Origin of the sequence: Rubripirellula lacrimiformis (assembly GCF_007741535.1) — a bacterium.
Lineage (GTDB): Bacteria > Planctomycetota > Planctomycetia > Pirellulales > Pirellulaceae > Rubripirellula > Rubripirellula lacrimiformis.
Genome location: NZ_CP036525.1, coordinates 7,585,391 through 7,609,017, shown reverse-complemented (window position 1 = coordinate 7,609,017; position 23,627 = coordinate 7,585,391). Strand labels below are relative to the sequence as shown.

Annotated in this window: 17 protein-coding genes; 2 read left to right on the top strand and 15 right to left on the bottom strand. The window is 58.0% G+C overall.

Annotated features, from left to right (window positions below; translation table 11 throughout):
* Positions 1-30 precede the first annotated feature (30 nt).
* The 3 genes from K227x_RS26465 to K227x_RS26455 all read right to left on the bottom strand — a co-directional run bounded on the left by K227x_RS26465 (position 31) and on the right by K227x_RS26455 (position 4,420).
* Positions 31-1,446, bottom strand: a complete 1,416-nt coding sequence (locus K227x_RS26465; RefSeq protein ID WP_145175092.1) for a DUF1501 domain-containing protein — start codon at positions 1,444-1,446, stop codon at positions 31-33.
* 113 nt (positions 1,447-1,559) lie between these two features.
* Positions 1,560-3,035, bottom strand: coding sequence for a DUF1501 domain-containing protein (locus tag K227x_RS26460; RefSeq protein ID WP_145175089.1), 1,476 nt, complete (start codon positions 3,033-3,035; stop codon positions 1,560-1,562).
* The gene (locus tag K227x_RS26455; RefSeq protein ID WP_145175086.1) at positions 3,032-4,420 is read right to left on the bottom strand and encodes a DUF1501 domain-containing protein; all 1,389 of its coding nucleotides are present in this window, start codon (positions 4,418-4,420) and stop codon (positions 3,032-3,034) included. The genes K227x_RS26460 and K227x_RS26455 overlap by 4 nt, the downstream gene beginning before the upstream one ends.
* A gap of 243 nt (positions 4,421-4,663) precedes the next feature.
* On the opposite strand from K227x_RS26455, the gene K227x_RS26450 reads away from it, so the two are divergent.
* On the top strand, positions 4,664-6,001 hold the full coding sequence (locus tag K227x_RS26450; RefSeq protein ID WP_145175083.1) for a dipeptidase: 1,338 nt from the start codon (positions 4,664-4,666) through the stop codon (positions 5,999-6,001).
* Positions 6,002-6,016: 15 nt separating this feature from the next.
* Here K227x_RS26450 and K227x_RS26445 read toward each other — a convergent pair whose 3' ends face one another.
* Complete coding sequence (locus K227x_RS26445; protein WP_145175080.1) at positions 6,017-7,294, bottom strand: lactonase family protein; 1,278 nt, start codon at positions 7,292-7,294, stop codon at positions 6,017-6,019.
* 258 nt (positions 7,295-7,552) lie between these two features.
* The gene (locus K227x_RS26440) at positions 7,553-8,905 is read right to left on the bottom strand and encodes a sulfatase (protein ID WP_145175077.1); all 1,353 of its coding nucleotides are present in this window, start codon (positions 8,903-8,905) and stop codon (positions 7,553-7,555) included.
* A 271-nt stretch (positions 8,906-9,176) separates the two neighbouring features.
* Here K227x_RS26440 and K227x_RS26435 point away from each other — a divergent pair, with 271 nt between their 5' ends.
* Complete coding sequence (locus tag K227x_RS26435; RefSeq protein WP_246146310.1) at positions 9,177-10,784, top strand: SDR family oxidoreductase; 1,608 nt, start codon at positions 9,177-9,179, stop codon at positions 10,782-10,784.
* 130 nt (positions 10,785-10,914) lie between these two features.
* On the opposite strand, the gene K227x_RS26430 is transcribed toward K227x_RS26435, so the two are convergent.
* From K227x_RS26430 to K227x_RS26385, 10 genes are all read right to left on the bottom strand, one after another.
* A complete protein-coding gene (locus K227x_RS26430; RefSeq protein WP_145175074.1) occupies positions 10,915-12,969 on the bottom strand; it encodes an ABC transporter permease in 2,055 nt (684 codons plus the stop codon).
* A gap of 94 nt (positions 12,970-13,063) precedes the next feature.
* The gene (locus tag K227x_RS26425; protein WP_145175071.1) at positions 13,064-14,692 is read right to left on the bottom strand and encodes a cyclic peptide export ABC transporter; all 1,629 of its coding nucleotides are present in this window, start codon (positions 14,690-14,692) and stop codon (positions 13,064-13,066) included.
* Between the two features lie 388 nt (positions 14,693-15,080).
* Positions 15,081-15,845, bottom strand: coding sequence for a glycosyltransferase family 32 protein (locus tag K227x_RS26420; protein WP_145175068.1), 765 nt, complete (start codon positions 15,843-15,845; stop codon positions 15,081-15,083).
* A 39-nt stretch (positions 15,846-15,884) separates the two neighbouring features.
* Positions 15,885-17,081 (bottom strand): glycosyltransferase family 4 protein, encoded by a 1,197-nt coding sequence (locus K227x_RS26415; RefSeq protein WP_218934102.1) that lies wholly within the window; start codon positions 17,079-17,081, stop codon positions 15,885-15,887.
* The gene (locus K227x_RS26410) at positions 17,074-18,177 is read right to left on the bottom strand and encodes a hypothetical protein (RefSeq protein ID WP_246146309.1); all 1,104 of its coding nucleotides are present in this window, start codon (positions 18,175-18,177) and stop codon (positions 17,074-17,076) included. The genes K227x_RS26415 and K227x_RS26410 overlap by 8 nt, the downstream gene beginning before the upstream one ends.
* Positions 18,178-18,239: 62 nt before the next feature.
* Positions 18,240-19,919 (bottom strand): nucleotidyltransferase family protein, encoded by a 1,680-nt coding sequence (locus K227x_RS26405; RefSeq protein WP_145175062.1) that lies wholly within the window; start codon positions 19,917-19,919, stop codon positions 18,240-18,242.
* The gene (locus tag K227x_RS26400) at positions 19,916-20,581 is read right to left on the bottom strand and encodes a glycosyltransferase family 2 protein (RefSeq protein ID WP_145175059.1); all 666 of its coding nucleotides are present in this window, start codon (positions 20,579-20,581) and stop codon (positions 19,916-19,918) included. The genes K227x_RS26405 and K227x_RS26400 overlap by 4 nt, the downstream gene beginning before the upstream one ends.
* The gene (locus K227x_RS26395; RefSeq protein ID WP_145175057.1) at positions 20,578-21,609 is read right to left on the bottom strand and encodes a phosphoenolpyruvate carboxykinase (ATP); all 1,032 of its coding nucleotides are present in this window, start codon (positions 21,607-21,609) and stop codon (positions 20,578-20,580) included. Before K227x_RS26395 ends, K227x_RS26400 begins: the two co-directional genes overlap by 4 nt.
* 194 nt (positions 21,610-21,803) lie before the next feature.
* Positions 21,804-22,217 carry a PqqD family protein gene (locus tag K227x_RS26390; protein WP_246146308.1) on the bottom strand — a complete coding sequence of 138 codons (414 nt, stop codon included), beginning with the start codon at positions 22,215-22,217 and terminating at the stop codon, positions 21,804-21,806.
* Positions 22,218-22,360: 143 nt separating this feature from the next.
* Positions 22,361-23,341 carry an acyl-CoA desaturase gene (locus K227x_RS26385; RefSeq protein ID WP_145175051.1) on the bottom strand — a complete coding sequence of 327 codons (981 nt, stop codon included), beginning with the start codon at positions 23,339-23,341 and terminating at the stop codon, positions 22,361-22,363.
* Positions 23,342-23,627: the final 286 nt, after the last annotated feature.

The following is a 23,627-nucleotide window of genomic DNA, read 5'->3' as shown; positions in this document are numbered from 1 at the left end:
TCAGGGGTGCCGGTGCCATTCCGGATAATGTCATACAAGTAAATCATGTAAAACTCTCCCTGAAGTGATTCGGTGGGGTCGCTGTTGTCGGTCGAGCAAAGCGGTTTGTGTGGGCAGTCCCATCGCATGCAGGATGGTGGTAGCGAAATCCTGTGGCGTGACAGGATCGGATGCAGGGTAGGCACCGTGTTGATCGCTGGATCCGTAGACCATCCCGGGGCGAATTCCGCCGCCCGCTAAGAGCCCGCTGTAACAGAATGGCCAGTGTTCACGCCCGGCATTCGCAGCAGTGATCTGCGGCTTGCGGCCAAATTCGCCTACCCAGGCAACGATGGTTTCATCCAGCAATCCGCGATCTTCCAAGTCCGTCAAAAGTGCCGAAAGCGCTTGGTCGGCTGGCGGAATCAGGTCGTTCTTCAAGCGATTGAAATTGTCGCCGTGCGTGTCCCAGAAATTCTTTCCGTCGTTGTGCCAATTCACAGACACTAGCGGAACACCGTGTTCGACCAGTCGTCGGGCCATCAACACGCACTGGCCGTGCACGTTTCGGCCATAGCGTTTACGAGTCGCGTCGCTTTCCCGAGTCAAGTCAAACGCCGATCGCACGCTGCTGGACCCGATCATCTCCATCGCGCGAGATTGGTGGTTGCCGTAGGATGATGCGCCTAACGAACGATGCAACATCGCGCGTTGGGCATCCATCGTCTTCAGCAGTTCCAGTCGTGATTCCAAGCGGCCGATGCCGATGTCCGCCGGCAGGGACAGGCCTTGCGGGTGCCAATTCGGATCATTCAGATCGCCATGGAGCAGCATGCCGTCGTACGCCGATCCCAGCCAACCGCCGTGTTGCCCCGGGGCTTCGCCACCGGGCGCGGCCGGATGATAGGCTTTCCAGGGCATGGCAACGAAGGGCGGCAGACCATTCGTCGTGGGCCGAAGTTTCGATACCAGCGCGCCCAAGTGGGGCGAGTCCTTGGCGCTCGGCGGATCCGCATCGCTCTTCAACACCGGTGCCGGTTGGCCCGTCAAAGTCGCATGACCGCTGGATAGGTGAGCAGGATCGTCGTGCGTCAGCGAGCGAATGATCGCAACCTTGTCGGTCATCGATGCCAAACCGGTAAAGTGCTCGCAGATTTGAGTTCCGGGCACCTTGGTCGATATGGGACGAAAGCTGCCGCGAACTTCCGACGGTGCATCGGGCTTCAGGTCAAACGTATCCAGCTGAGATGGGCCGCCCCACATGAACAGAAAGATGCATGCCTTCGCACGCCGAGTCGGCAAGATGTCACCGCTTTGTTGCGCAAGGGCTAGCCGCGATTCCAGGTCCCCCAAACCGAGACCGAGCGCCGACAGAGATCCCGCCTGCAGCACCTGACGGCGGCTGATGCGATTGGATCGTCGGAAATCGCGGCAGCCCGATGGTCTGCTGGGGGCACGAAATGACATGGTTGGCTTGGTGGGAGAGGTTGGCGGGAGGGGCGGGAGAGATCGGCGGGGAGGCGGGAGAGATCGGCGGGGAGGCGGGATTGGGCACCGGTGAAACCGTCGACGGTCGGTTGCTAGAACAGACCGGCGATGGGCTCGCCGCTGTAAATGTGGTGAGGACGATTTTCGGCGTCATGCCATGCTGCGGTGGCGGGGATTCCCATCGCGTCGTAGAGGGTCGCTGCGAAGTTTTCGGGCTTCACCGGTTGCTGGGCCGGATACGCGCCTTGGGCGTCGGACTTGCCGATCACGTTGCCGCCGCGAATTCCTCCGCCGGCGAATAACACCGATTGCACGGCGCCCCAGTGGTCACGGCCTGGCAACTTGTAGTGTTTTTCCAACCATGTGATCTGGGGGGCGCGACCAAACTCGCCCGCTACCACGACCAGCGTCTCGTCCAATTCGCCGGTCGAATTCAAATCGTCCAGCAAAGCCGATAGGGCTTGGTCCGTGGGCGGAAATAGATTGTTCTTCAGATGCGGGAACGCATTGCCGTGCGTATCCCATGTTTCGTCATTGCCAAGATTCACTTGCACCAGGCTGACCCCAGCGCCGACAAGTCGCCGCGCCATCAGCAGCGACCAGCCAAAGGAGTTGCGCCCGTAGCGATCAAGATGTTTGTCGTCTGCATGAGTAACGTCCAACGCTTGGTGGACCGCGGATTCGGTCAGCAGAGAAACGGCGCCTTGCCGCAGTCGGTCGAAGTTTTCTACTTGGGCGTACGATGCCAGGTTTTCTCGTTGACGGTTCAGGGAATCAAGCAATGCCAATCGACCGTGAACGCTTTGCATGCCGAGTCCGTCGGGCAGCGAAAGCTGTGGTGCTTGGAACAGCCGACTGTCCGGCTTGCCACGATCCTGGTGGTCGAATCCGTATTCTGGGAACGCGCCGTACGATGTGTTGTGAAACGGAGACGCTTCGATCATCCATGGATCGTGTTGCGGACCCATCGCACCGGCGTGTTGACCGGGGATCACGCGTCCGCTGCTGTGTACCAGTCGTTCGGGCAACACGACCGATGGAGGCAAATTGTTTTGCTGTTTCGACCGCATCGCGTAGCCAGCGATGGCTGCAATCGACGCATGATCGGATCGGCTAGGGTTGTTCGGGCTGAACCCCGTGGGCAAATCGGAATGTCCCGTCAACATGATGTGATGGGCCGCAGAATGCTCGTTGGACCCGTGTGTGAGCGAACGGCATAGCGACCACAAGTGGCTTCGTTGAGCGAGTTTGGGCAGGTGTTCGCAAATTTGCAGGCCTGGCGTCTTGGTTGCGATCGGCTTGAATTCACCGCGAATGTTGTCCGGCGCGTTGGGCTTCATGTCAAAACTATCGTGCTGGGACAGTCCGCCCGACAAAAATATGAAGATGCACGATTTGGCTTTTCCACTGGGCCGACTGCCCTCCGATGCAGTCGCCTGACGCAGCCCAGCCAGATGGTTCATGCCGAGTCCAAGGATCCCAATCGCACCGGCTTGCAATGCACTGCGACGTGAATGTCCTGTGTGTTGCTGTGCACATGACGTGGGGAGTCGCGACTTGGGGATCATGCGGTCGCTCCCGTATACAGATTCGAGATGACCTTCCCGTTCAGAAGATGGTGTGGTCGATCCAGCGGATCATCGATGGTGGCGCCGGCGTCAACGCCAAGGGCATTGAAGATCGTGCTGCAGATGTCCGCCGGTGACCACGAATTTGTCACCGGATAGGCGGCTTGGGCATCGGTTTGGCCGATCACTTGGCCGCCCTGGATCCCCGCCCCAGCGAATAAACCGGAATACGCGTGAGCCCAATGATCGCGGCCGGGAATGGTTTGTCCCGGCAGTGTGGTCACCTTCGGAGTGCGTCCGAATTCACCCATGACGATCAACAATGTGTCATCCAAAAGACCGCTGGCCGCAAGATCATCGGTCAACGCTTCGAGACCTTGATCCAGCTGGGGAAGCAGTTTGTTCTTCAGCCTGCCCCAATTGTCAAAGTGTGTGTCCCAGGTTTGCACGATCCCCATGGTTGCTTGGACGACGGGCACGCCAGCTTCGATCATGCGTTTGGACAGCAGCAACGATTGACCGAACTTATTGCGACCGTAGCGATCTCGGGTTTCGTCCGACTCGCGATTGATTTCGAATGCCTGCGTCAGTTTTCCGGATGTAAGCAACCCGAAAGCCAGTTTTTGCTGATCGCGAAGCGATTCTGTCTCGTCACCGGTCAAGCTGCCGCGGCCATGATTCATTTGGTCCAACAGTTGCCGGCGCGATTGCAGGCGTCCGGTCGACACGCCGTCTCGCATCGTGAGCGCTTGCATCCGAAAATTTGGATCGTTCGGATCGCCGTTGATTTGCCATGGATCGTGTTTCGCACCCAAGAAACCTGAATGCTGGCCGGGCCAAGTGAGCGGGCCTTCGATCATATAATTCGGCAACGAGACGCCCGACGGCATGCCGTCGTTGCGCGGTCGGACGAAGTCGAGCGCGGACGCATAGTTGGGGAAATCGTTGCGAGTTTCGACGCGATCTAAATCCGATCCACCGCGTGGCAAGGGTGTCGGGCGGCCGGTCAACGCCACATGGGTCGCCAGCAAATGGTTGTGTTCGCGATGCGCCAGTGTCCGAACGATGGCCCAACGATCGGTTTGTTTGGCAAGTTTCGGCAGGTGCTCGCAAACCTTTACGCCCGGGATGGTGGTCGAGATCGGCGTGAACTCACCGCGGACTTCCGCCGGCGCGTCTGGCTTGGGATCAAGCATGTCCAACTGGCTGGGGCCACCGCTAAGCATCACGATTAGCACCGACTTGGCTTTCCCGAATCCCACCGGTCTGTCGCCCATCGGCTGACCGCCCAAGGAGACCGCTTTGGGCAGTGAGGCTCCGACGACGCCCGCCGCAGCGGCACGCAGTAATCCTCGGCGATCCAATCCGTAGAGTGGCTTAAGCATGGGCGATGACCCTGTGCGGCAGGTTTTAGGGTGGGCAGGCAGTCGTAGGCGGGATCGATATTCTACACGAACTGCACGCCCGAGATGGGGGTGAATACCCCGCTATGTGTTTTCCTGGGCTTGGGGGGCGAGTATGCTCGCAATCATCGCGGAACCATGGTGTCTGCCGTGGACCACCGTACACCGCGATCACCGTGGATCGAAATCACGATCAATCGACGCGCCCATTCAGGATCCATTTCTATGCTTAGTCGCCGCCAATTCGCTCACTCGTTGGGGGCTGTCTCTGCCTTGTCGCTGTCTGCCGTATCACCGGGGGCGCGTCGTGCATTTGCACAGGATGACAACAGCAACGGTCCGGTACAGGCGTTGACGTCCCGTTCGAATCCCAAGATCCAGAAGTCACGCGATACGGCGCTCAGTATTTTGAAACCTTCGAAGGCCGAACTGGATCGCGGGCTGAAGTTGCATGCTGAATCGATTGTCTTTGACGCCTATGGGTTTGGTCCGCGTGCTTCGGTCGACGGAGACGCACTGGCCGCTGCGGTTCAAGCGGGCGCGTCTGGCGCGGAACTGAAAGATCTGCGAGAAGAAATGACGATGACGCGTTTTGTGACCGATCAGGTCGAACAGCAGGAGTTTCGCGACGCATGGCGTGCCTCCGGCGTGACGTGTGTTTTCAATAACGCAGGCGAAGAAGGCCAGGACCCGCTGCGGTTGATCAAACGATTGGCGCGGCATACCTACACGACGGACCTGATGCGTGGGTTTGTGTTCAAAGCCGCTGCGCCCAATGACATCGTGACTGCGAAACGCGAAAACCGTCACTGCTATTACTTGACCGGCAACGGGGTCCCATTAACGCAGCAGTGGGTGTCCGTTGCGGACGAACTGCAGTTTGTCCGTGTGTTCTATCAGTTGGGGATTCGGATGATGCATTTGACGTATCAGCGCCGCAACATGATCGGTGACGGATGTGGCGAGAAGACCGATGCGGGGTTAAGCGATTTTGGTAACAAGGCGATCGCAGAGATGAACCGCGTCGGTGTCATCCCGGATTGTGCGCACAGCGGTTGGAAAACAAGTCTAGAAGCAGCCAAGGCTTCGTCGCGGCCTGTCGTGGCCAGCCATTCGACCTGCGCAGGCGTTTATCGTCATTTTCGTAGCAAGCCCGACAACGTGATCAAGGCCATCGTCGACTCGGGCGGCTACGTCGGGATGTGCTGTATCCCCAGATACCTGGGCGGCAGTGGGGACATCCAGGCGTTGCTTGATCACGTCGACTATGCCATCGAAAAGTTTGGGCCGGATGCGGTCGCGATCGGCACGGATGTTTCCTATCAATCGCAGTCGTCGGGGACTCAAAACGCCAAGGTTCCCAAACAGCCAAAGCAACGAGAAGAATTTCGTATGCTTTGGCCATCGGACAACTTTAAGACGACTCGTGAAATGAACGAAAGCATCGCTTGGACCAATTGGCCCCTCTACACGGTTGGTTTGGTGCAGCGAGGGCATAGCGATGAAGTGATTCGCAAAGTCATCGGTGGCAACGTGATGCGAGTCATCACAGAGTCGATGTAAGGAATGAATTCCTACTTACTTCTGCAGATCCAAGAACACGATGCTGGATGGATTTCCAACCGGGGTGTATTGGCCCGTGAAGGTCAGCCCGCCGGTTTCCTTGTTGACTTGGAATACGGCGATGTTATCAGCACGCTGGTTGCAGCTGTATAGAAACCGCCCGCTGGGGTCGAAGTTGAAACTGCGCGGGTAATTGCCGCGAGTCCACTGGTTGCCGACCTGCGTCAGTTTGCCAGATTCGCTGACAGCGAAAATCCCAATGCTGTCGTGCAAGCGGTTGCCGCCATAGACAAAACGTCCGTCATCGGAAACCAATATCTCGGAACAGAAATTACTGCCTGCGAATCCGGGCGGCAGTGAGGAAACGGTTTCTTGATGCGTTAAACGCCCAGTCTCGGGATCGTACTGAAACCGCGCGATCGTAGATCCTTCTTCTTGGATGCTGTACAGCCAGTGACCGTTGGGATGAAAGTGAAAATGACGCGGTCCATCACCGGGAGGCAACGATACGCTGGGTGGGTCATTCGCCGTCAACGTTCCGTTGCTTTCGTCAAATTTCCAAACGTAAATTTTGTCCAATCCCAAGTCGACGTGTAAAACGTGACGCCCCGATGGATCGGACTGGATCATATGGGCGTGAGTGCGGTCATGACCGCTGAAGGCGAAACTGCCTTCGGGAGCGTTGGCAGATGTCGTCGGTCCGATCGTGCCCGCATCGTTTTTGACATCCGACGCATCTTCGAGTCGGCCATCAGCCGCAATGGGAAGAACAGCGACCGAACCACCAAAGTAGTTTGCCACCAACAGGAACTTGCCAGAGGGATGGACGCTGACATAAGTCGGGCCGTCGCCGCCGGAGGAAACGGTATTGAGCAAACGCAGTTGGCCATCGTTGGGGTCGATCGCAAACGAGCTGACGGAACCTTCCTTGCGACCGCCAACACGATCGGTTTCGTTGCTGGAATACAATCGCGTGCCGGCTGCATTGAGAACGACGCAGCTGGGGCTGGTGCCCATGGGGTAAACGCCCGTCGCGGTCATGCCGCCGGTGGTGCGATCAACCTGGAAAATATGAATCCCCTTCCCGTTGCCAGGTGGAAGATCGACCTGCGTGGGCAGCACATCGCCCAGCGGTGAACTGAATGTGCCGACGTAAGCCATTAGCGGATCGGAGTCGTCGGATGGCTGCTGAGACGACGATTGTGCATGAGTGATCACGCACGCCGCTAGGACGGAAGTCGCAGAAACGATCGCCCGAAAGATGAAGCGTTTCAGATCATCGATGTGTCGCATGTTGTTGGCTATTCGTGAAAGTATGGGGGCAATTCGGATGCAAGGAAGAGTCGAACAAGCGTAGCAAAGCGGTACGCCTCGTGCATCGTTGTCCATTGCGACTCTCGCTTTCGGATTCGACGCCATAGCTGGACTTTTCGAAGCCCATCTAGAAAATCGAACTTTCGGACATCGAACAGGGCAGCTGACCAAGTTGCCTCCGGAGTCCGCAAATGCGATGCACCCGGTGGCTATCATCGGCGACGGAAACTCGCTGCGTTATTTTCGTTGGACTGGCAATCCGGCATCGGTAGTTTGAAGCCAGTCTGTCAGGCGGTCTTTCAAGTTCCCGGCGACGTCTGGATGGATATCTGCGAGATCCGTGGTCTCGCCCAGATCGTGGTCCAGATCAAACAGTTGCACCGAATCATCGTCGTACCGATAGATCAGTTTGTGCTGGCCACTGCGAATGGCAGAGCCGGGGCGATTCGCCTTGTGGAAAGCGAAGTGCGGATAGTGAAAATACAACGCGTCCCGCTTCAGCTTGCCGCCGGCGAACAGAGGCCGCAATGATTCGCCATCCAGCGATTCGTTCTCGGCGAGCCTCACTGCGGCGGCGTCCAGCATCGTCGCGGTCAGGTCCATGCTGACCACAGGCGTTGGGTTCACGGTTCCCGCCTTGGTCACCCCGGGCCAGCGAACGATCAATGGCACACGCAGGCCACCTTCGTACAGATAGCCTTTTCCTTCACGCAGTGGCCGATTGTCAGTGGCGCCGGACCAACCACCGTTATCGCTGGTGAAAATCACCAGCGTTTGTTCGGCGATCCCCAGCGATTCCAGTTCCTGCAGCACGCGTCCGATGGCGCGGTCGGTGGCTTCGATCTGGCCGCCGTAGATCGGGTTTTTCAAACCCGGGCCTTGCTTGCCCTGGTAGTGAGCGGTCAGTTCGTCCGGTGCCTCGAACGGATAGTGTGGGTTGTAAGTCCAAAGGCAGATGAACATCGGTTGGTCTTTGGCGCTGTGCAAAAACGCAATGGTTTCATCCGCCAAGCGATCGGTCAGGTACTCGCCTGTTTCGCGTGGTGGCAGTGTGGGGATTCGATAGGGATCAAAATAGGTTGGCGGCCCACCGAATCCACAACCGCCCACGTTCACGTCAAAGCCGTGTTGCATCGGCCAGTACTTTTCGTCTCCGCCCAAGTGCCACTTGCCGAAAAATCCGGTGGCGTATCCCGCCGTCTTCAGACGCTCTGCCAACGTGGTGGTTTCGTGCCAAAGTTCATGTTTGCTTGGCGGAGGTTGGACCCGTCGATCCTTGGGCCAGAACTGCTGCCCGTCGGGGCCGTGCTGGGTGATGTGCAACCGCGCGGGGGCAAGACCCGTCATCATCGCTGCCCGCGTCGGGGAACAGACCGGCGATGCGGCATAGGCGTTGGTGAACCGAACTCCGTCCTTGGCCAAGCCATCAATGTGAGGCGTTTGCAGCACTGGGTTTCCCTGGCAGTGCAGGTCTTGCCACCCCAGGTCATCCGTCATGATGCACAGGACATGCGGTGGATCGGCCGCGGCGGCGAAATCGAGCCAACTGCACAGGCAGCCGAGGATCAGTAAGGCCAAACTGGATCGCATCGAGACACTCCCCCAAGAAGTTTTCGTTTTTCTGATCTTATCAAGTCAGATGCGGCCCGAAGTGCCGGTTCCCCCGTTGGACCTACGGCGTGGCAAGTCGCCGCTACGAGCTTCTATCTTGCCCAGAGTCAACCGTCTGCCTAGCAGCTTGCCGTCATCAACGATCGACTGACCCCCGATCGAATCAAGGATTGTCGGTTCGAAACCGGTGATCGCTCACTCGGCATGCACGAATGTGGTGACGGATCGCCGTGAATTAGGACAGCGTGGCTTGCACCTTGTTCATCGCGAATATTACAATGATCCGCGACCGCTGCCCCCCGTCTGTCTGTTCTTTTTCGGCCCTTGTGGCTACCCGACTCGTTTGTTCTTCATGGTGAATGGAAACCAACAATACACTCTGATGACCAGTGGGACTGGTCTTGTCGGGCAGTACATGATTCGCAATGCGATGGCAGCTGGCAAACGCATTGCAGTGATTGTCAGACGCAGCAAAAAGCAGACGGCGTATGAGCGGGTCGAAGCGATTCTGCAGCGATTCGAAGCGGAACTTGGGCGCGAACTGCCTCGTCCTGTCTGTCTAGAAGGCGATATCGTCCAGCCCAATCTTGGGCTTAGCGCTGGTGCGACCGATTGGGTCCGCAACAATTGCGCACGAATGGTTCACGGTGCGGCGGTGCTGAAGTTTCAGGGGGCCGATCGAGCCGAGGATCCTTGGAAAACCAACCTGGGTGGTACGAAAAACGTTCTCGCGTTCTGTCGCACGACCGGTATCCGCGACTTCCATTACTTCTCGACCGCGTACGTCTGCGGCAACCGAACCGACTTGGTCCGCGAATCGGATTTGGATGTTGGGCAGGACTTTCGCAATGACTATGAGCGAAGCAAGTTTGAAGCCGAGCATGCCGTTCGGGCAGCACCCCATTTGGATCAGCTGACGGTTTATCGGCCAGCGGTCATTTCGGGCGACTGCCAGACCGGATACACCACCAGTTACCACGGGCTGCATACTTATCTGCGATTGATGTCGCTGTTGGTGCCGATGGTCGAGCCTGACGAAAACGGTGTTCGTCACACTCCCATTCGCCTTCCGATGACGGGCCAGGAACGTCGCAACGTTGTGCCCATCGATTGGGTTGCCAACGTGGTTTCCAGGTTGCTGGACACGCCCGAGGCTCACGGGCAGACCTACCATCTGACGCCGCGAATCCACCTGACGCCGCGAAAGATCATTGATTGCTGCTGCTCTTATTTCAACTCCGATGGGGTCGAATTTCGCGGGGATGACAACGTACCGGGCGACGAACTGAATGGTTTCGAACGGAACTATTTTTCGGGAGTCTCGCTTTACGAATCGTACAATTCGACAGACCCGAAGTTCGACAATTCGAACCTGCTGAAGTTCACTTCGGATCTCCCTTGTCCAGAAATTGACGAAACCGTCATTCACCGATACATGGCATTTGGCTTGGCAGACCGGTGGGGCAAACGACGCGATCGAGGTGTCAATTCACCTAGCCCACTGGTTGATTTCTTGCGAGATGCGACCGTTGCATCGATGCGTCAGGAACCCGACGAGGCCTGCCAAGTGCAGACGCATGCTCATCTGGGCCTGGATATTCTTGGCCCGGGTGGCGGTCAGTGGCGAGTGGCCCGGCGACATGGGTCCGCTCGATTCGAAGTTGCTCATGGACTGCCCTGCCCTCACACGCCCACGATTCGCGCCAACGCCAACGTTCTTGCAAAGCTGACGACCGAGCAGGACCTTTGCCCGACCGAGATCCGCCGATATCTCAGCGGCAACGCGTGCACTGCGACAGTGTTTCGCGACGCGGTGGACATGTGCCGAACGCTGTTTTCGGAAGTCGCGTTCGCGTAGCTGGATCGCCCCGGATGCGGCTAGCCAGCGAACGTCCTACTAGCGAATCGTCCTACCAGCGAACAGCCAACCAGCGAGCGGCCACTCGCGGGTGTTGGGGTCGCTATGCTCTTCAGTTCGCCGCCGGTGGTTACTCGTAACGCAGGGCATCGATCGGGTTCAACCGCGATGCGGTTCGGGCCGGGTAGTATCCGAAAACGATCCCCACGGTCGCGGCAACGGAAACGGCAATGATCGGTGCCCAGATCGACATCGTGGTCGGCCAGCCAATCACCTGGGCAACCAGCGACGACCACATGTGGCCTGCGAAAATACCCACGAATCCGCCGACCATGCACAGCACTGTCGCCTCGATCAGAAATTGACGGAGGATCGCGCTGCGATCGGCGCCGACCGCCATCCGCAGACCGATTTCTCGGGTTCGTTCGGTGACCGAGACCAGCATGATGTTCATGATCCCGACGCCACCGACCATCAACGAAACACCGGCGATCACCAGCCCTAGGGCGGACACACCACCAACGACTTGCCCGACCACCCGTGACACTTCGGTGATGTCATTGATGCGGTAGGCACCGGCGGGATCGACATTGTGTCGGCGAGAGAGCACCCGAGTGATCTGTTGGCGTGCCAGTTCGACATGGTCGGGGGATATCGCTTCGACATAGATCTGATGGATCTCTTCGCGCTGCGTTGACCGCTTCATCGATGCGAGTTGCATCGGCGGCATCAGGTCTGCAAAGGTGCTTAGCTTGGCCGCGCCGCCCGGGCTGCTGTTGACGCGAAGTTTGAACGTCGTCCAGGGCCCGATGATGATGTCGTCTTGGTCGTTTCCGATCACGTCACCGCCCTTTTCAGTCAGCACCCCCACGACGCGCAGCGGAACTCCGTTGACACGAACTTCCTCGCCAATCGGGTACTCGCTGTCGAACAATTCGCGAGCGACGGTCTTGCCCAGGATGCAGACCTTGGAAGCATCCAGGACCTGCGCCTCGGTGAACGGTGTCCCCATTTCCAGCTGGTCCCAGTTCCTGGCTTCTAAGTATTGCGGGGTTGTGCCCAGGGCAAGGTTGGGGCTCCAGCGTCGATTTCGACGTACCAGTTGGACCTGCGAATAGATCAGCGGAGCCGCGACCTTGACCGCCGAACATTGTCTGGAAACCGCCACCACATCATCGGGGATGATTTCGATGGAACGTTGGCGTCCGCTGGTGCTAGATGCTTTGCCCGGGCTGATCGTCAGCATGCTGGCGCCCATGCTGGCGACTGTTTCTTCGATTGCGGTCGCCGCGCCCGCGCTCAGTTCCATCGTCGAGATCACCGATGCGACGCCGATAATGACGCCCAGCATCGTAAGGAACGTGCGCAGCTTGTTGCGGCGCAGTGCCATGACGGCAACCATCACCGCGTTCCAGCTGGCGGCCAGCGGCCATACGGGAGTCTGTTCGCGAAAGGTCGCTGTTTGGGCGTTTGCATGGCTAGGTCGATCGACGATCGATTCGCGTTGTCGCACGTCTTCGGAAACCAAACCATCCTTCATCCGCACGACACGGTCTGCTTCGTGAGCGACTTCCGCGTCATGGGTCACCACGACCAGCGTGATGCCGTGTTCTTGATTCAGCTGCCGAAACAACGCCAAGATTTCCTGCTCGGTGACAGTGTCCAGGTTTCCCGTCGGCTCGTCAGCGAGCAATAGTTTGGGGCGGTTCATCAACGCACGTGCGATCGCAATTCGCTGTCGTTCGCCGCCCGACAATTGATTGGGCATATGGTCCAGTCGCCCGGCCAAACCAACGGACTCTAGCAATCGCGTCGCGTCTTCGACGCATTCACGCCGGGACCGACCGTCCGATGCATAAATGGTCGGCAACAGCACGTTGTCGAGCGCGGTCGCGCGTGGCAGCAGGTTGAAGTTCTGAAAGACGAACCCGATATGCTGGCTCCGAAACGCCGCAAGTTCCATCGGCGTCAGACTCGAAACATCGATCCCTGCCAAGCGATAGACCCCGTCCGTCGGATGGTCCAGGCTGCCCAACAGGTTCATCAAGGTCGTCTTGCCGGAGCCCGACGAACCCATCAACGCCACGTATTCGCCCGATTCGATGTTCAGCGTGATGCCCTTCAGCACCGCCAAGTCGTGGTCGCCGACTCGATAGTTTTTGCGCAGCCCATTGAGTTCGATCAATGTTGCAGCCCTGGTTTAGCGGAGTGGATGGACGTTGGGGATGGATCGCGCGATCCACGCCCTGCCATTGCCCGCATTGCTGCGTCATGACGGATCATGCTGCGCGCCGCGGTGTGGATTGCAGATCGGCGACCAAGTTCAGTCGACCATCGGCTACCTTCAGCACACGGCTGGCCACCGAAAAGTAACGATCGTCGTGCGTGATCGCGACAACGGTTTTGCCACTGCGGTGAAGCTCGGGAAGAATCTGCTGATAGAAAATGTCTTTGAATCCCGGATCCTGTTCGGCAGCCCATTCGTCGAACACAAAGATGGGACGGTCGTCCAGGGCCGCTACCAGAAGTGCCAAGCGTTTGTGCTGGCCCCGTGAAAGCTCGCCGGTCAACAGTCGGCCGGTTTGAACGTTGACCTTGTCTTCCATGCCCAAGATGGAAAGCCAGTGTTGCAGTTTGCCAGGTGTTGCGTCGATCCCAAGCAACCGGTCAAAAAGATGCCCTTCCACGAAAACCGTCGAAAAGAGTTGGCGGTAGTCTGCACGTTCTTTGTCGGTCACGTCGTTGCCGTTCCACTGAACGCGGCCAGCATCGGGAACGTACAGCCCGGTCAATAGTTTTGCGAGCGTCGTTTTTCCGCTGCCGTTGCCGCCGGCGATGAAGAGGGTCTCACCTGGCGATAGCGTCAAATCGACTGGCCCCAGCGCGAAGCAATTGTCATCCTTGGAATCGTATTGGTAGGTGACGCCGTGCATTTCAAGCGAACGGAATCGGGCGGGGGCCGACAGCGATGTCTGGTGTTCGGGCTGGTCGATCATCAGGCCCAGGGTCTCGATCTTGGCCACGGCGATCGACGCCGAATTCATCGCTGGTAACCAACCCAGGATCCCGTCCAATGGGTACGTTAGGTACAGGATCGTCAGGACGTATCCGGTCAGCGTGGCCGTCGAAACGGTCGCGATCTGTGGCCAGGCAAACAGCAACAACCCGATGCCGATAAACAGGAACAGACGTCCCCAACTGTGGGCAAAGCCCTGAATATTCGATCCGATGATCAGGCTGTGACGCATTTTGGTATCGGCCGGCAGCAACACGTCATAGACAAAGTCTAGGCATCGCATGTTGTTGCCTTTCAGTTCCTTGATGCCGTCGATCATCGCTCGCAACTGCTTGACCACTTCGTCTTGGTCTTCGCGAGCTTGTCGCAAGTGGCGATTGGCGAACCGAAGCCCGGTCATAAAACTGAACACGCCGATGCTGGCCATCAAGATCGTCCCGCCTGCAAGCGGAACCGACAGGGTCGCCAAATACACCAGTCCACAAACCAACACCATCGCATTGGCACATGCGGCCGGGAACGCAGACAGGGCGGATGTGATCGAGTTCACGTCGTCGATCAAAGCTGCCAACAATCGGTGCGACCCCACTGATTCCAATGTTGGCAACGGAGCGGCGATGATCTTGGTGCACAGTTCATATCGCAGCCGAGCGGCCGTGGCCTGTGACAGCTGAACTAGCAGATGCTTGGCCGTCACTTGAGTGATCAGCACCAACACGCAGGCGCCCGCGAATAAATAGGGCAGCCACTGCGAATCGGATGGATCGTCCGTCAACGCACGATGAATCAACATGATCAATCCGAGATTCGCCATGCCGCTTAGCGCACCCAGTAATCCAGACACAAGGCCGGATACCCAGGATGATCGAATCAGGATCAGGAACAGTTTCATCGATGTGACGTGATGGGTGGCTCAGTCATGATGCGGGAAACACGAATCGCGAGGAGCAAATCGCCGGCTAAGTGGGCGTGAGCGCCGCCACTCGAGATAGCGAGGTGTTTTTGCTGTCGCAATTGAGAACTAATCGACTCGCAGTCCGCCCAGGCTCCAGGATTTGCGGCGCCGGAGCCAGATTCCTGGCGATTTGATCGCCCATTCCAGGTGTGGAGTGATAGCTAGCATTCTTTGATTTGCTAGCACTGCCGATCCGGTCGAAATCTGCCGCAGCGTGATCGGGCGTTGGTGGTGGCGTGGCGCAGGGCTTGTCGGCGGGTCACGTCGATCGCGTGACGGTGAATAGCGTGCTGCGTGGGATTGCCGGCGGCATGGGCTGTTCCGGCTAAGCCGAGCTGCGTCGCCAGAGGCTGCGCCCGCACTGCTGCAGCAGAGACTTCGCCTTGTAGTAGCCGCGCCACTTGCGGTCCCATGCATCGGTCTTCCACCAGGTGCCATAGAAAAGGTGGATCGCAAACGCACTGGAAAGGTCAACGCCGGTGCATCCGGCCAACCGATATTGGGCCGCCTGATGCAGGGTCAGCGGATACAGGTATCGCGAGGGAACCACGGTCACCGAATCGGGTGCAGCAAAGTCCTCGAAGACTCGCGACATCATGATCGGGCCGGTGCTGCTAAGGATCGGTTCTTTGTTTTCGACGTGACCGATGAACTCCGGCAACCGCTGGATCACATCTTCAAAAAACGCATGGCCCGGCACGGCGGACATCAACGCGTTGCATAGCAAGTTGGTGACCCGGTGGTGGCGACAATGCTGGACCGGTTCCCGCCCGACAACGCAGGCTTGCCCTTCCAGCAGCGGGGTCAGTGGTTTGCAGCACATGAAATCCAGGTCGACGTACATTCCTCCGAACCGGTGAAGAATGAAATAGCGAATTGCGTCCGCCCGCTGGATCGCCTTGGGATAGCGATCGTACGTTTCCAAAAACCAGTGGTACCGGTCAGCGATCAACTGGCGATTGTCTTGGTCCGTCCACAGTCGATACTGCCAATCGGGATGGTGGGTCTTCCACGACTGGACACATTCGGCAAAGTGTTCGGGAACGTTGTCGTCTTTCCACGTTTGATGCAGGATTTTCGGGATGCTCATGGCGTCTGATTCGTAGCCCCCCGTTAAGCCGCTAAGCCGTTAACCTGCTAGCCGAGCGACTCGGCACTCCGCGACGGCAGTGTACTGATCCCACATTGCTTCGGCAACGCGCGACCATCCAAACTGCTCGGACCTCCGAATCGCCCTGTCGGATCGTTCTTGGCGAATGTCCGGCCGCGTTGCAACTTCGCGAAAGCAATGGAAGATCTGTTCGGTGCTGTTGGGGTCTGCCGCCCAACCCGCATCGGCGACGACCTCAGCAACCGCTGTGCCCGAACCGTAGACCACCGGCACGCCACAGTTCATCGATTCGAGCGCTGGCAATCCGAATCCTTCGTAGTGCGATACATACGAAAGCGCTTCGGCCTGTGCGTAGATCAGCGGCAGGTCATCGTCGGGAACACCACCGATCCAGTGGATCCGATCGCAACCTTTGGCGGCATCGTGCACGTCGCTGAGGTCGCCCCATCCGTAATGCCCGACAATGACCAGATCGATAGTCGTTTGCGGGTTGGATTCCAACAGTTGGCGATAGGCCCGCACCGTACCCAGCAGGTTTTTCCGGGGCTCCAGCGTGCCGACCGAAAGCAGGAAGGGAGCATCAGGCAACGAATACTTGGTTCGGACCGCGCGTTTGGCATCCACGGAATGTCGCGAGTGAAACCGCGAACGATCGCAACCCGCGCCGGTTTCGTGGGCGCTGGAAATCCCACAACGTGTGGCCAGTTCCTTTCGCACAAAATCGGAAACGGTGGTGAAGCGAGCGTCTCTTTGGACAGCGTCTTGCAGTCCCCGTTCCAGGCTTTCGCTATTGGTGGTTGTCTGCCACTGGGGGCATGCCAAATGCGAAAGGTCATGAACCGTCACCAGTCGCCGTCCCTTGAATCCGCGGAACGCGCAAAACGTATTGGGCATGGTCAAATGCACAACGTCGTAATGAGTCGTCATCCTTTGCACCTGCACGCGAAGCCCGTCGACCCGTTGCCGAAAGAACTGCAAGACGGTTTCTGGAGCCTTTTTTCGAACGTCCAGCCAAGGGCCAATTTCAGAGATCGGAATGATCCGCGAACCAAGGTGGACATCCACCGCCCAGTCTTCATGCTGGGCGGCGACCGGAACCATCGCGCCCAACAACCCGGACACATACCGGCGAATGCCATCGGGCCGCGAATCGGCCAGCTTCGTGCCGTCGATCAGGACACGGCGATTGACGCTAGGGGTGGATGGTTTAGCCACGGTGCAATTCGTCGCTAGAAACAAGCAGATGTTGATAGACTTCGCTGTTTCGCAAGTCGTCCAAGAACACAGACGTCGCGAGCTTTTTCCGCATGGGGCATTGCAGCAAATATTCATGGGTCGCGGCGACAAGAGACAGGTCCTGTGTCTTCGCCGCGGCTTCATCGAGAGATTGGAAATAGAATGGATAGTCTGCACCAAGGTATTCTTCGACCGGCGGAATCCGGTTGATCAACACCGGCGTCCCGCGGGCGATGCATTCAACCACCGCGTTGTTGGCGGATGAATCGTACAGGTCCAGAAACACAATGCTGGTGGACAGCAGTTGGTCGTAATCCGCATCGTTCTGTCGCTGCAGCGAATGGGTATTGTCCCGATACGCTGGCATCAAAGGTTGTCGCAGCGCCATCGATTGCTTCACAAATTCCTGTTTCAGCAAGCTCTCCTGTTCCGTTTCAAAAGATGGGTTGTTGATCAGTCGAAACTTTTGAAAGCCGCTTGCACGATCAAGGGGCAGGAAATAGATCGAGGCAAGTTTGCGCAACCACCACCCCACCATCACAATCTTCTTCTCGGTGGCGTTTGCAAAGTCATCCATGCTGAAAAGACGTTCAGGAATCTCGGTCGGCAGCCGCAGTGTGGATGTGGGGAGCCCGGTTTCCTTTCGCAGAAACTCGGACAAGTAATCCGACAGTGTGAACAGACCACGGCATGCAGGCAGGCTGGCACGAAACGGATCCGATGCGATCAGGGTTTGTGGGCTTCCAGATGAACTGTGCCAACCATCGGTTCCCGGCGGATTATGAAAAACGCCTGTCCACGGCTTGGTCAGCGGCAGCGTTGGCCCCATGGGGTGAGGCCAGTGAGGGTCGAACAGGCGATCCAGGAATCCCTCGAAGATGACTCCCTTTGCGCTGTGCTCGGGGATCAACGCGTCCATCGCACCGGTCCATCCGCTGCGATGGAGGCCGAACGTCGTTTGGGGAGCAAGGCAGATCCGTCCATCAGGGTTGGAGGGGATCTCGTAGCAATCGGTCTGGAATCCTGCTGGGGCAGCAGGCCCAGGGACTACCCCAACGCCGCGTTGGTCGGACATTCATTCTCTTTCGATTCTATGGTCATCTGGCTGGATCGTTCGATCGTCAGCCGATCGGGTGGTCAGTGTGAAGTGCCGGATCGTGTCGCTACATCGGCGAGCTGGCTTTGCGAGGCTGGTCGCGATCCAGCCGCCTCGTCTCGGTGTCGCTGCGTCATCGGTTTGGTCGGTCGAAACTGAACCATCTGCAGCGGAAACCCAAGATGTCGCTGTTCGGATTCTGGCACGTCACGAAAACGTGTGCAGCGAAACGTCAGTCTCTGGTGCAGCGTGGGGCCAAACATGTCACGCTGAATAGAAAACCGCAAAAATCGATTGTCGCGACCATCGGATGTTACCGGTCGAACCGCGCGGCTGAAATCAACACGCAGGTCGGCGTCCAAATCGTTTGTCCACTTGCGCCATGGCAGCAGCCGAACCTGGACGTCGTAATCGCCGCGTGGAAGTGAAACGGTCAGTGTGGATTCACGACCGGTCCAGCGGAAGATTTGATGACGGTATCTTTCGACGCCATAGAACCCGGCGATCTGGTCATCGGGCATCGTGGCGACCGCATAGCGGTACACGTTGCGAATCGTGGGTGCCGCCGATCGCACGCGAGATGCCGTTTGCAGCAGACCGATCTTCGCGAGTTCGGCGAAGGTCGCCCCGAAATCCTGGCTGATGTTATGTTGCAAGCAGTGATACTGGATCAGGGAAGGTTGACGCCCCTGGCGACGCCAAGCGAAGACATGTTCCGGGAACGTTTGCCAAAACGTGTGTTTCCCTGCAACCCCTCGGTGTCCGGTCACGCGATATTCCAGGCGGCTGGAAAGCGAGACTTCGCTGGACTCTAGCGCCGCGATCGCTTCGTCGGGAATCGGCAACGCAAGATGGCTGCGCAGCCACTGCAGAGTCCTCTGCACCGGCAGCACGGCATCGATCTGCCGGGCCTGATCCGCCAGCCGCTGCCAGTCCATGCTAGAACCTGCGGCCCGGATGATCTGATGAGCGTCGGCCAGCCAGCGGAACGGCGGACTTTCGTTGTACCGAACACCATGTTCGCAAGTATGCAGTAGTTGATCGGCCGCGCACAACACTCGACTGTTGGCGGGCCCGATTTGAACCGGCACACTGGCATCCCATAGCGATTGTTGCTGTGCCGCCGTCAGCGAACGGCTATGGAAAAAGTCCCAGTGGAGATCAACTTGTGCGCCATTTGGGAAACTGAAATTGGTGCCATGACCGACGTGAATCGTTTCGTCAGACACTTGCATCGGAGGATCGGCGCCGGCTTGGTTCAGCAGCTGCACCGCTTGCTGAGCGTCTTCGCGGCGGACCACCAAATCCAAATCGTTCATCGCCCGAAATCCGGTTTGGTACACCGTCGCATTCAGCGATGCACCCTTCAACAGTAGCGTCGGAATCTGCGCGGCTTCAAATTGCTGCAAAATGGGGACTGCTTGCCGTTGCTTGACTTCGGTTTGCACCCAGTAGTACCGGGCCACACCGGTCAGTCGGCCTTGGTTCTTGGACGTCTGCCCCATGCGCTGCAGACGATCGTTCAGAAGCAGTAATAGTCGATGGGATCCGCTGTCGATGAAGTCCCAGGGGACAAGTTCTTCCCATTGTCGCCAAGCATCCGTGGCAGCGGCGTCGTCTTCTAGCAGGCAAGCCTGTAACAGAAGTTGCTGCGCCTCGTTCGGCCAGCAACCGTGAGGCCACGACCGGTCCCGGTCAATCCAGCGGGTCAGAAACGTCACTTGGCACGCCTTCGGTCCAGGATGGATTTTAGGACATGAACGTAATCGCTGCGATTCTGGGTAGATGAATTGTTGGCATGCTGTCGTCGATACAGAACCGTCTGATCAACGCTGTCCGAGCGAATTCCGAGGTCTTGCGCACGGGCAAACCATTCGATCATTTCGCCTACCGAATGTTCGGTGCAGAAAAGTCCGACGTTCCGGAAGACGTCCCGGCGACAGAACACCGATGATGCCACACAGTCGGGCTTTACCTGACCCGTTCCGTCGCGATGCAGCTGAACCGGATTCTCGCCATCTTGAAAGACCAGCTGTTGGCCGAACACAAGGTCAAGTTCCGGGCGGGCCCCAATCAAGCGAATCTGTAGCTCGATTCGATCCGGTGTCATCAGATCATCCGCGTCCAGTAACGCGATGTAATCTCCCGTGGCAATGGCGATTCCGGCATTTCGAGCAGCCGCAGCACCGTTGTTGGGCTGGCGTATCAACGTGACGCTGTCCGCAAACGATTCCGCGACCTCGGCGGTACGGTCCGTGGATCCGTCGTCGACGACGATGATCTGATTCGGTTGCCGCGTCTGTTCCAGGCAGCTGCGGATCGCCTCTGCCAAAAACGATTCGGCGTTGTAGGCGGGGATCAAAACAGTGACGGTCCCGGTCATGCGTCCAAGCCTTCGTCAAGCACGCGGCGAATCACAGGAGCAATTCCCTTACGATCGCTGCCCAGTATTAGGTGATGGATGGGAACACGTCGGATGATATCAACGATCGCCGATAGGTTCTCTGGGCGGCTGCCGCCTAGCAAGGTCAACGTGACAGGCACGATCGCGTGCCACGCTTCCGCCTGGGAAGCCGGCGACAGACGGGTCTGCGTGTCGCCTCCAACGCGCGGCAGTAAGATGGCCGTTAGCGGACGCTGTGCTGCAAGCTTGTCAGCGTACGGTGGAAACAAAAAGTAGGTTTCCTTTTCCGGATTACGAGGCAGTTCCGGATTGACTGAAAGCGACAGGTCGCTGAAACGGTTCGTGTTCTCTGGCAGCAGCTTTGCAGAGTTGTACAGGCTGTTGACCATCGGCTGCGTTTCATTGGTGATCAACACCAGGTCGTCACCGAGGTGGCGCAAATCAGGTTCGGCAAGACACGTCAACGCGGTGCTGGACTTTCCGGATCCACCCACGCCGGCCAGTAGGACCGCGCCACGATCATTGCCCACTGCTGCGCCGTGCACGACGCCTCCCTGCGGTGCGGCCCATGCGTTCAACAATGAACGCAGCGGAACAGCAGATTCCCAGACCGGCAACTGGTTTCCATCTCGGCAACAGACGAATGCGTTGCCGTCCGTCGTCAGTTGGCTGAACAGGCCAATGCCCGGTTCGACCAGACTCCAGCCCGACTGCTGATCGGCAAGGATGACAGGCTGCAACCCGATCCATTCCTGCAGCGATTGCTGGACCGGGGGAGTAACGCTGTCCCACAAATGAATCGTCAGTTCAGCCGCCGCATCGCTGTTGGGGTGATGTGCCAGGGCAGGCATGAATCGACGCAGCAGCGGCTGACCTGCAAATTTGAAACACACCGTGCGGCCAGCGATCGACAACCGTTTCTCGGTCAGTCCGTCGCGCTGGGCGGCAAGATCGAACTGCGGTTTCAGCGCGGCCTGCGACGACTGGGGCGTTGTGGTTGTCGACATGCCGTTTTCCGTGATGATTAAGTCGCGTCATCGCGGATGACGCTGAACGTGCGGTCTCTGACACAGCGGTCGATGCTGGCCCGAAACCTTGGGCGCGGTTGTGGCCTTGGAAGCTTGATTTTACGCTTGCGTTGCTCGTGAGGCCGCGATTGCTGGATTCCAAAACTACCGATCTCCACAACCGATGAAGTCCATTACTGCCGCAGCCCATCGGGGGCCATTTGAGGCCAGCCGGATTCGTCCGTGTCGTGAATCACGTCGCCCAGCAGTGTGTTTCGCATGTCGTCGTAGATCTCGATCTTCGGTGCACGCCAGCATCCGAGACCATCCACTGATTCAGGCTCGCCACCATCCTGCGTTTCGCAAATCAGCTGGTTCTTCAACAACTGACCCAAGAAATGGTCAACTTCCGTGACTGCTTCGGCAGGGGCTTCGTCGAACGCGGCCGCAATCGCAGAGGCGGTCAGGGGTTGCTTCTCTAGACGCTTCCAGATCGCTGATGCGGCATCACGAAGACTGAAATAATTGCCCGATGCAAAGTGAATGACGATCGTTTCATCATCAAATGCATTGTGCGAAATCTGTGACGCATTGATCGTAAAGAGCATGGCTCCATCCATTGTCGGGCGAGAAGGTTCAGGGGATTTGGCGCACGCTGACAGACCCTGGAATTCTAACGAAGCGAAGTTTGTCTGAGAAGGGCTACCGTAGCTGGCCACAGCGGCAACCGCACGGCCCGTGCAGGGATCGTCTAGCGAACCACCCCGTCTTGGCAGGCCGGTTTGCGTTGTTCGCCGGCGTGATGTCGGACCTGCCGAGGCGCGATGACGTGCGTCGCCAAACCGAGGCGTTTCAGGATTCGGATTTGAAGATACGTGGGATCGAATTCCCACCACTTGTGCTGCACCGACGCACTGGCCGGGTCATGGTGGTGGTTGTTGTGCCAGCCTTCGCCATTGGACAGCAGCGCTACCAGCCAATTGTTTCGGCTGTGATCGGATGTTTGATAGTTCTGGTAGCCGAAGCAATGGGTCAGCGAGTTTACCGACCACGAAAAGTGCCAGACCATGACCGTTCGCAGCACAACGCACCAAAGCATCACGCCAAGACCCTGCCAAGCGGCCGCACCGAAACTGATGTCGATCCAAAAGATCGCGGTCGCTGCCAACCAAAACGCAAACGCGTGAATCAAGTAGATGCCTGCTGGCAGGTCCGGATACTTTTCCATCAACGCATAAAACGGATCCGAAACGATATCCGCACAGTAGCGATTGTCGGTGCGAAATTCGTGCTGCCCTTTTCGCTTCCAAAGCAACCAACCGACATGCGACCACAGAAAGCTGGCGGTGGGCGAATGCGGATCGTCGGGTTCGTCCGAATGGTTGTGGTGGCGGCGATGCGTTGAAACCCACTTGGCGGGTGATTCCTGCAGACAGCATAGCGCTAGCCCGACATAGAAGTACTCGACCCATTTGGGAACGCGAAGGCTTCTGTGCGTCAACAGGCGATGGTACCCAAGAGTGATTCCGTTGCTGAAGATCAACAACGTGATCGCCAACAGCGAAACGTTGGTCCACGTGATGAAATCAGGGATAAACGCCAACAGCGCCAGCACGTGCATCCCGATGATCGGAATCGCAATCTCGGTCAGCTGATACGATTCGTGATCGCATGGCGGATCAGGCGATTGGTGTTCAGCAACCTGCGGTGGCGACTGATCTGTAGCGGTCATCTGACAAGCCCATCGGGTCCGTGCTTTCAAGATGCCAGCAATCGCAGCAATATCATCGCGACACACCAGCTGGGATCACCAAGCGTGCCCGCGAACCGGCGAGCGCTGGATTGTAGGGGCTTGATAGTGACCGGGATAGGGCGACTATCGTTTCATCGCGTGCCCATCGGTCCGCGCGTTTTGTTGCGTGTACGCACGGGGCGTTGCCCACGCGGTTAAACGATTGGGCTTGGGGTGCGCGGTCTGCTTGTCGTTTAACCGCGTGCCCATCGGGCCGCGCGTTTTG

Excerpts from the sequence above, each read along its gene's own strand:
- K227x_RS26385 (WP_145175051.1), bottom strand. The coding sequence starts at position 23,341 with ATGACCGCTACAGATCAGTCGCCACCGCAGGTTGCTGAACACCAATCG.
- K227x_RS26465 (WP_145175092.1), bottom strand. The coding sequence starts at position 1,446 with ATGTCATTTCGTGCCCCCAGCAGACCATCGGGCTGCCGCGATTTCCGA.
- K227x_RS26390 (WP_246146308.1), bottom strand. The coding sequence starts at position 22,217 with ATGCTCTTTACGATCAATGCGTCACAGATTTCGCACAATGCATTTGAT.
- K227x_RS26445 (WP_145175080.1), bottom strand. The coding sequence starts at position 7,294 with ATGCGACACATCGATGATCTGAAACGCTTCATCTTTCGGGCGATCGTT.
- K227x_RS26420 (WP_145175068.1), bottom strand. The coding sequence starts at position 15,845 with ATGAGCATCCCGAAAATCCTGCATCAAACGTGGAAAGACGACAACGTT.
- K227x_RS26395 (WP_145175057.1), bottom strand. The coding sequence starts at position 21,609 with ATGTCGACAACCACAACGCCCCAGTCGTCGCAGGCCGCGCTGAAACCG.
- K227x_RS26410 (WP_246146309.1), bottom strand. The coding sequence starts at position 18,177 with ATGTCCGACCAACGCGGCGTTGGGGTAGTCCCTGGGCCTGCTGCCCCA.
- K227x_RS26460 (WP_145175089.1), bottom strand. The coding sequence starts at position 3,035 with ATGATCCCCAAGTCGCGACTCCCCACGTCATGTGCACAGCAACACACA.
- K227x_RS26425 (WP_145175071.1), bottom strand. The coding sequence starts at position 14,692 with ATGAAACTGTTCCTGATCCTGATTCGATCATCCTGGGTATCCGGCCTT.
- K227x_RS26455 (WP_145175086.1), bottom strand. The coding sequence starts at position 4,420 with ATGCTTAAGCCACTCTACGGATTGGATCGCCGAGGATTACTGCGTGCC.
- K227x_RS26440 (WP_145175077.1), bottom strand. The coding sequence starts at position 8,905 with ATGCGATCCAGTTTGGCCTTACTGATCCTCGGCTGCCTGTGCAGTTGG.
- K227x_RS26450 (WP_145175083.1), top strand. The coding sequence starts at position 4,664 with ATGCTTAGTCGCCGCCAATTCGCTCACTCGTTGGGGGCTGTCTCTGCC.
- K227x_RS26400 (WP_145175059.1), bottom strand. The coding sequence starts at position 20,581 with ATGACCGGGACCGTCACTGTTTTGATCCCCGCCTACAACGCCGAATCG.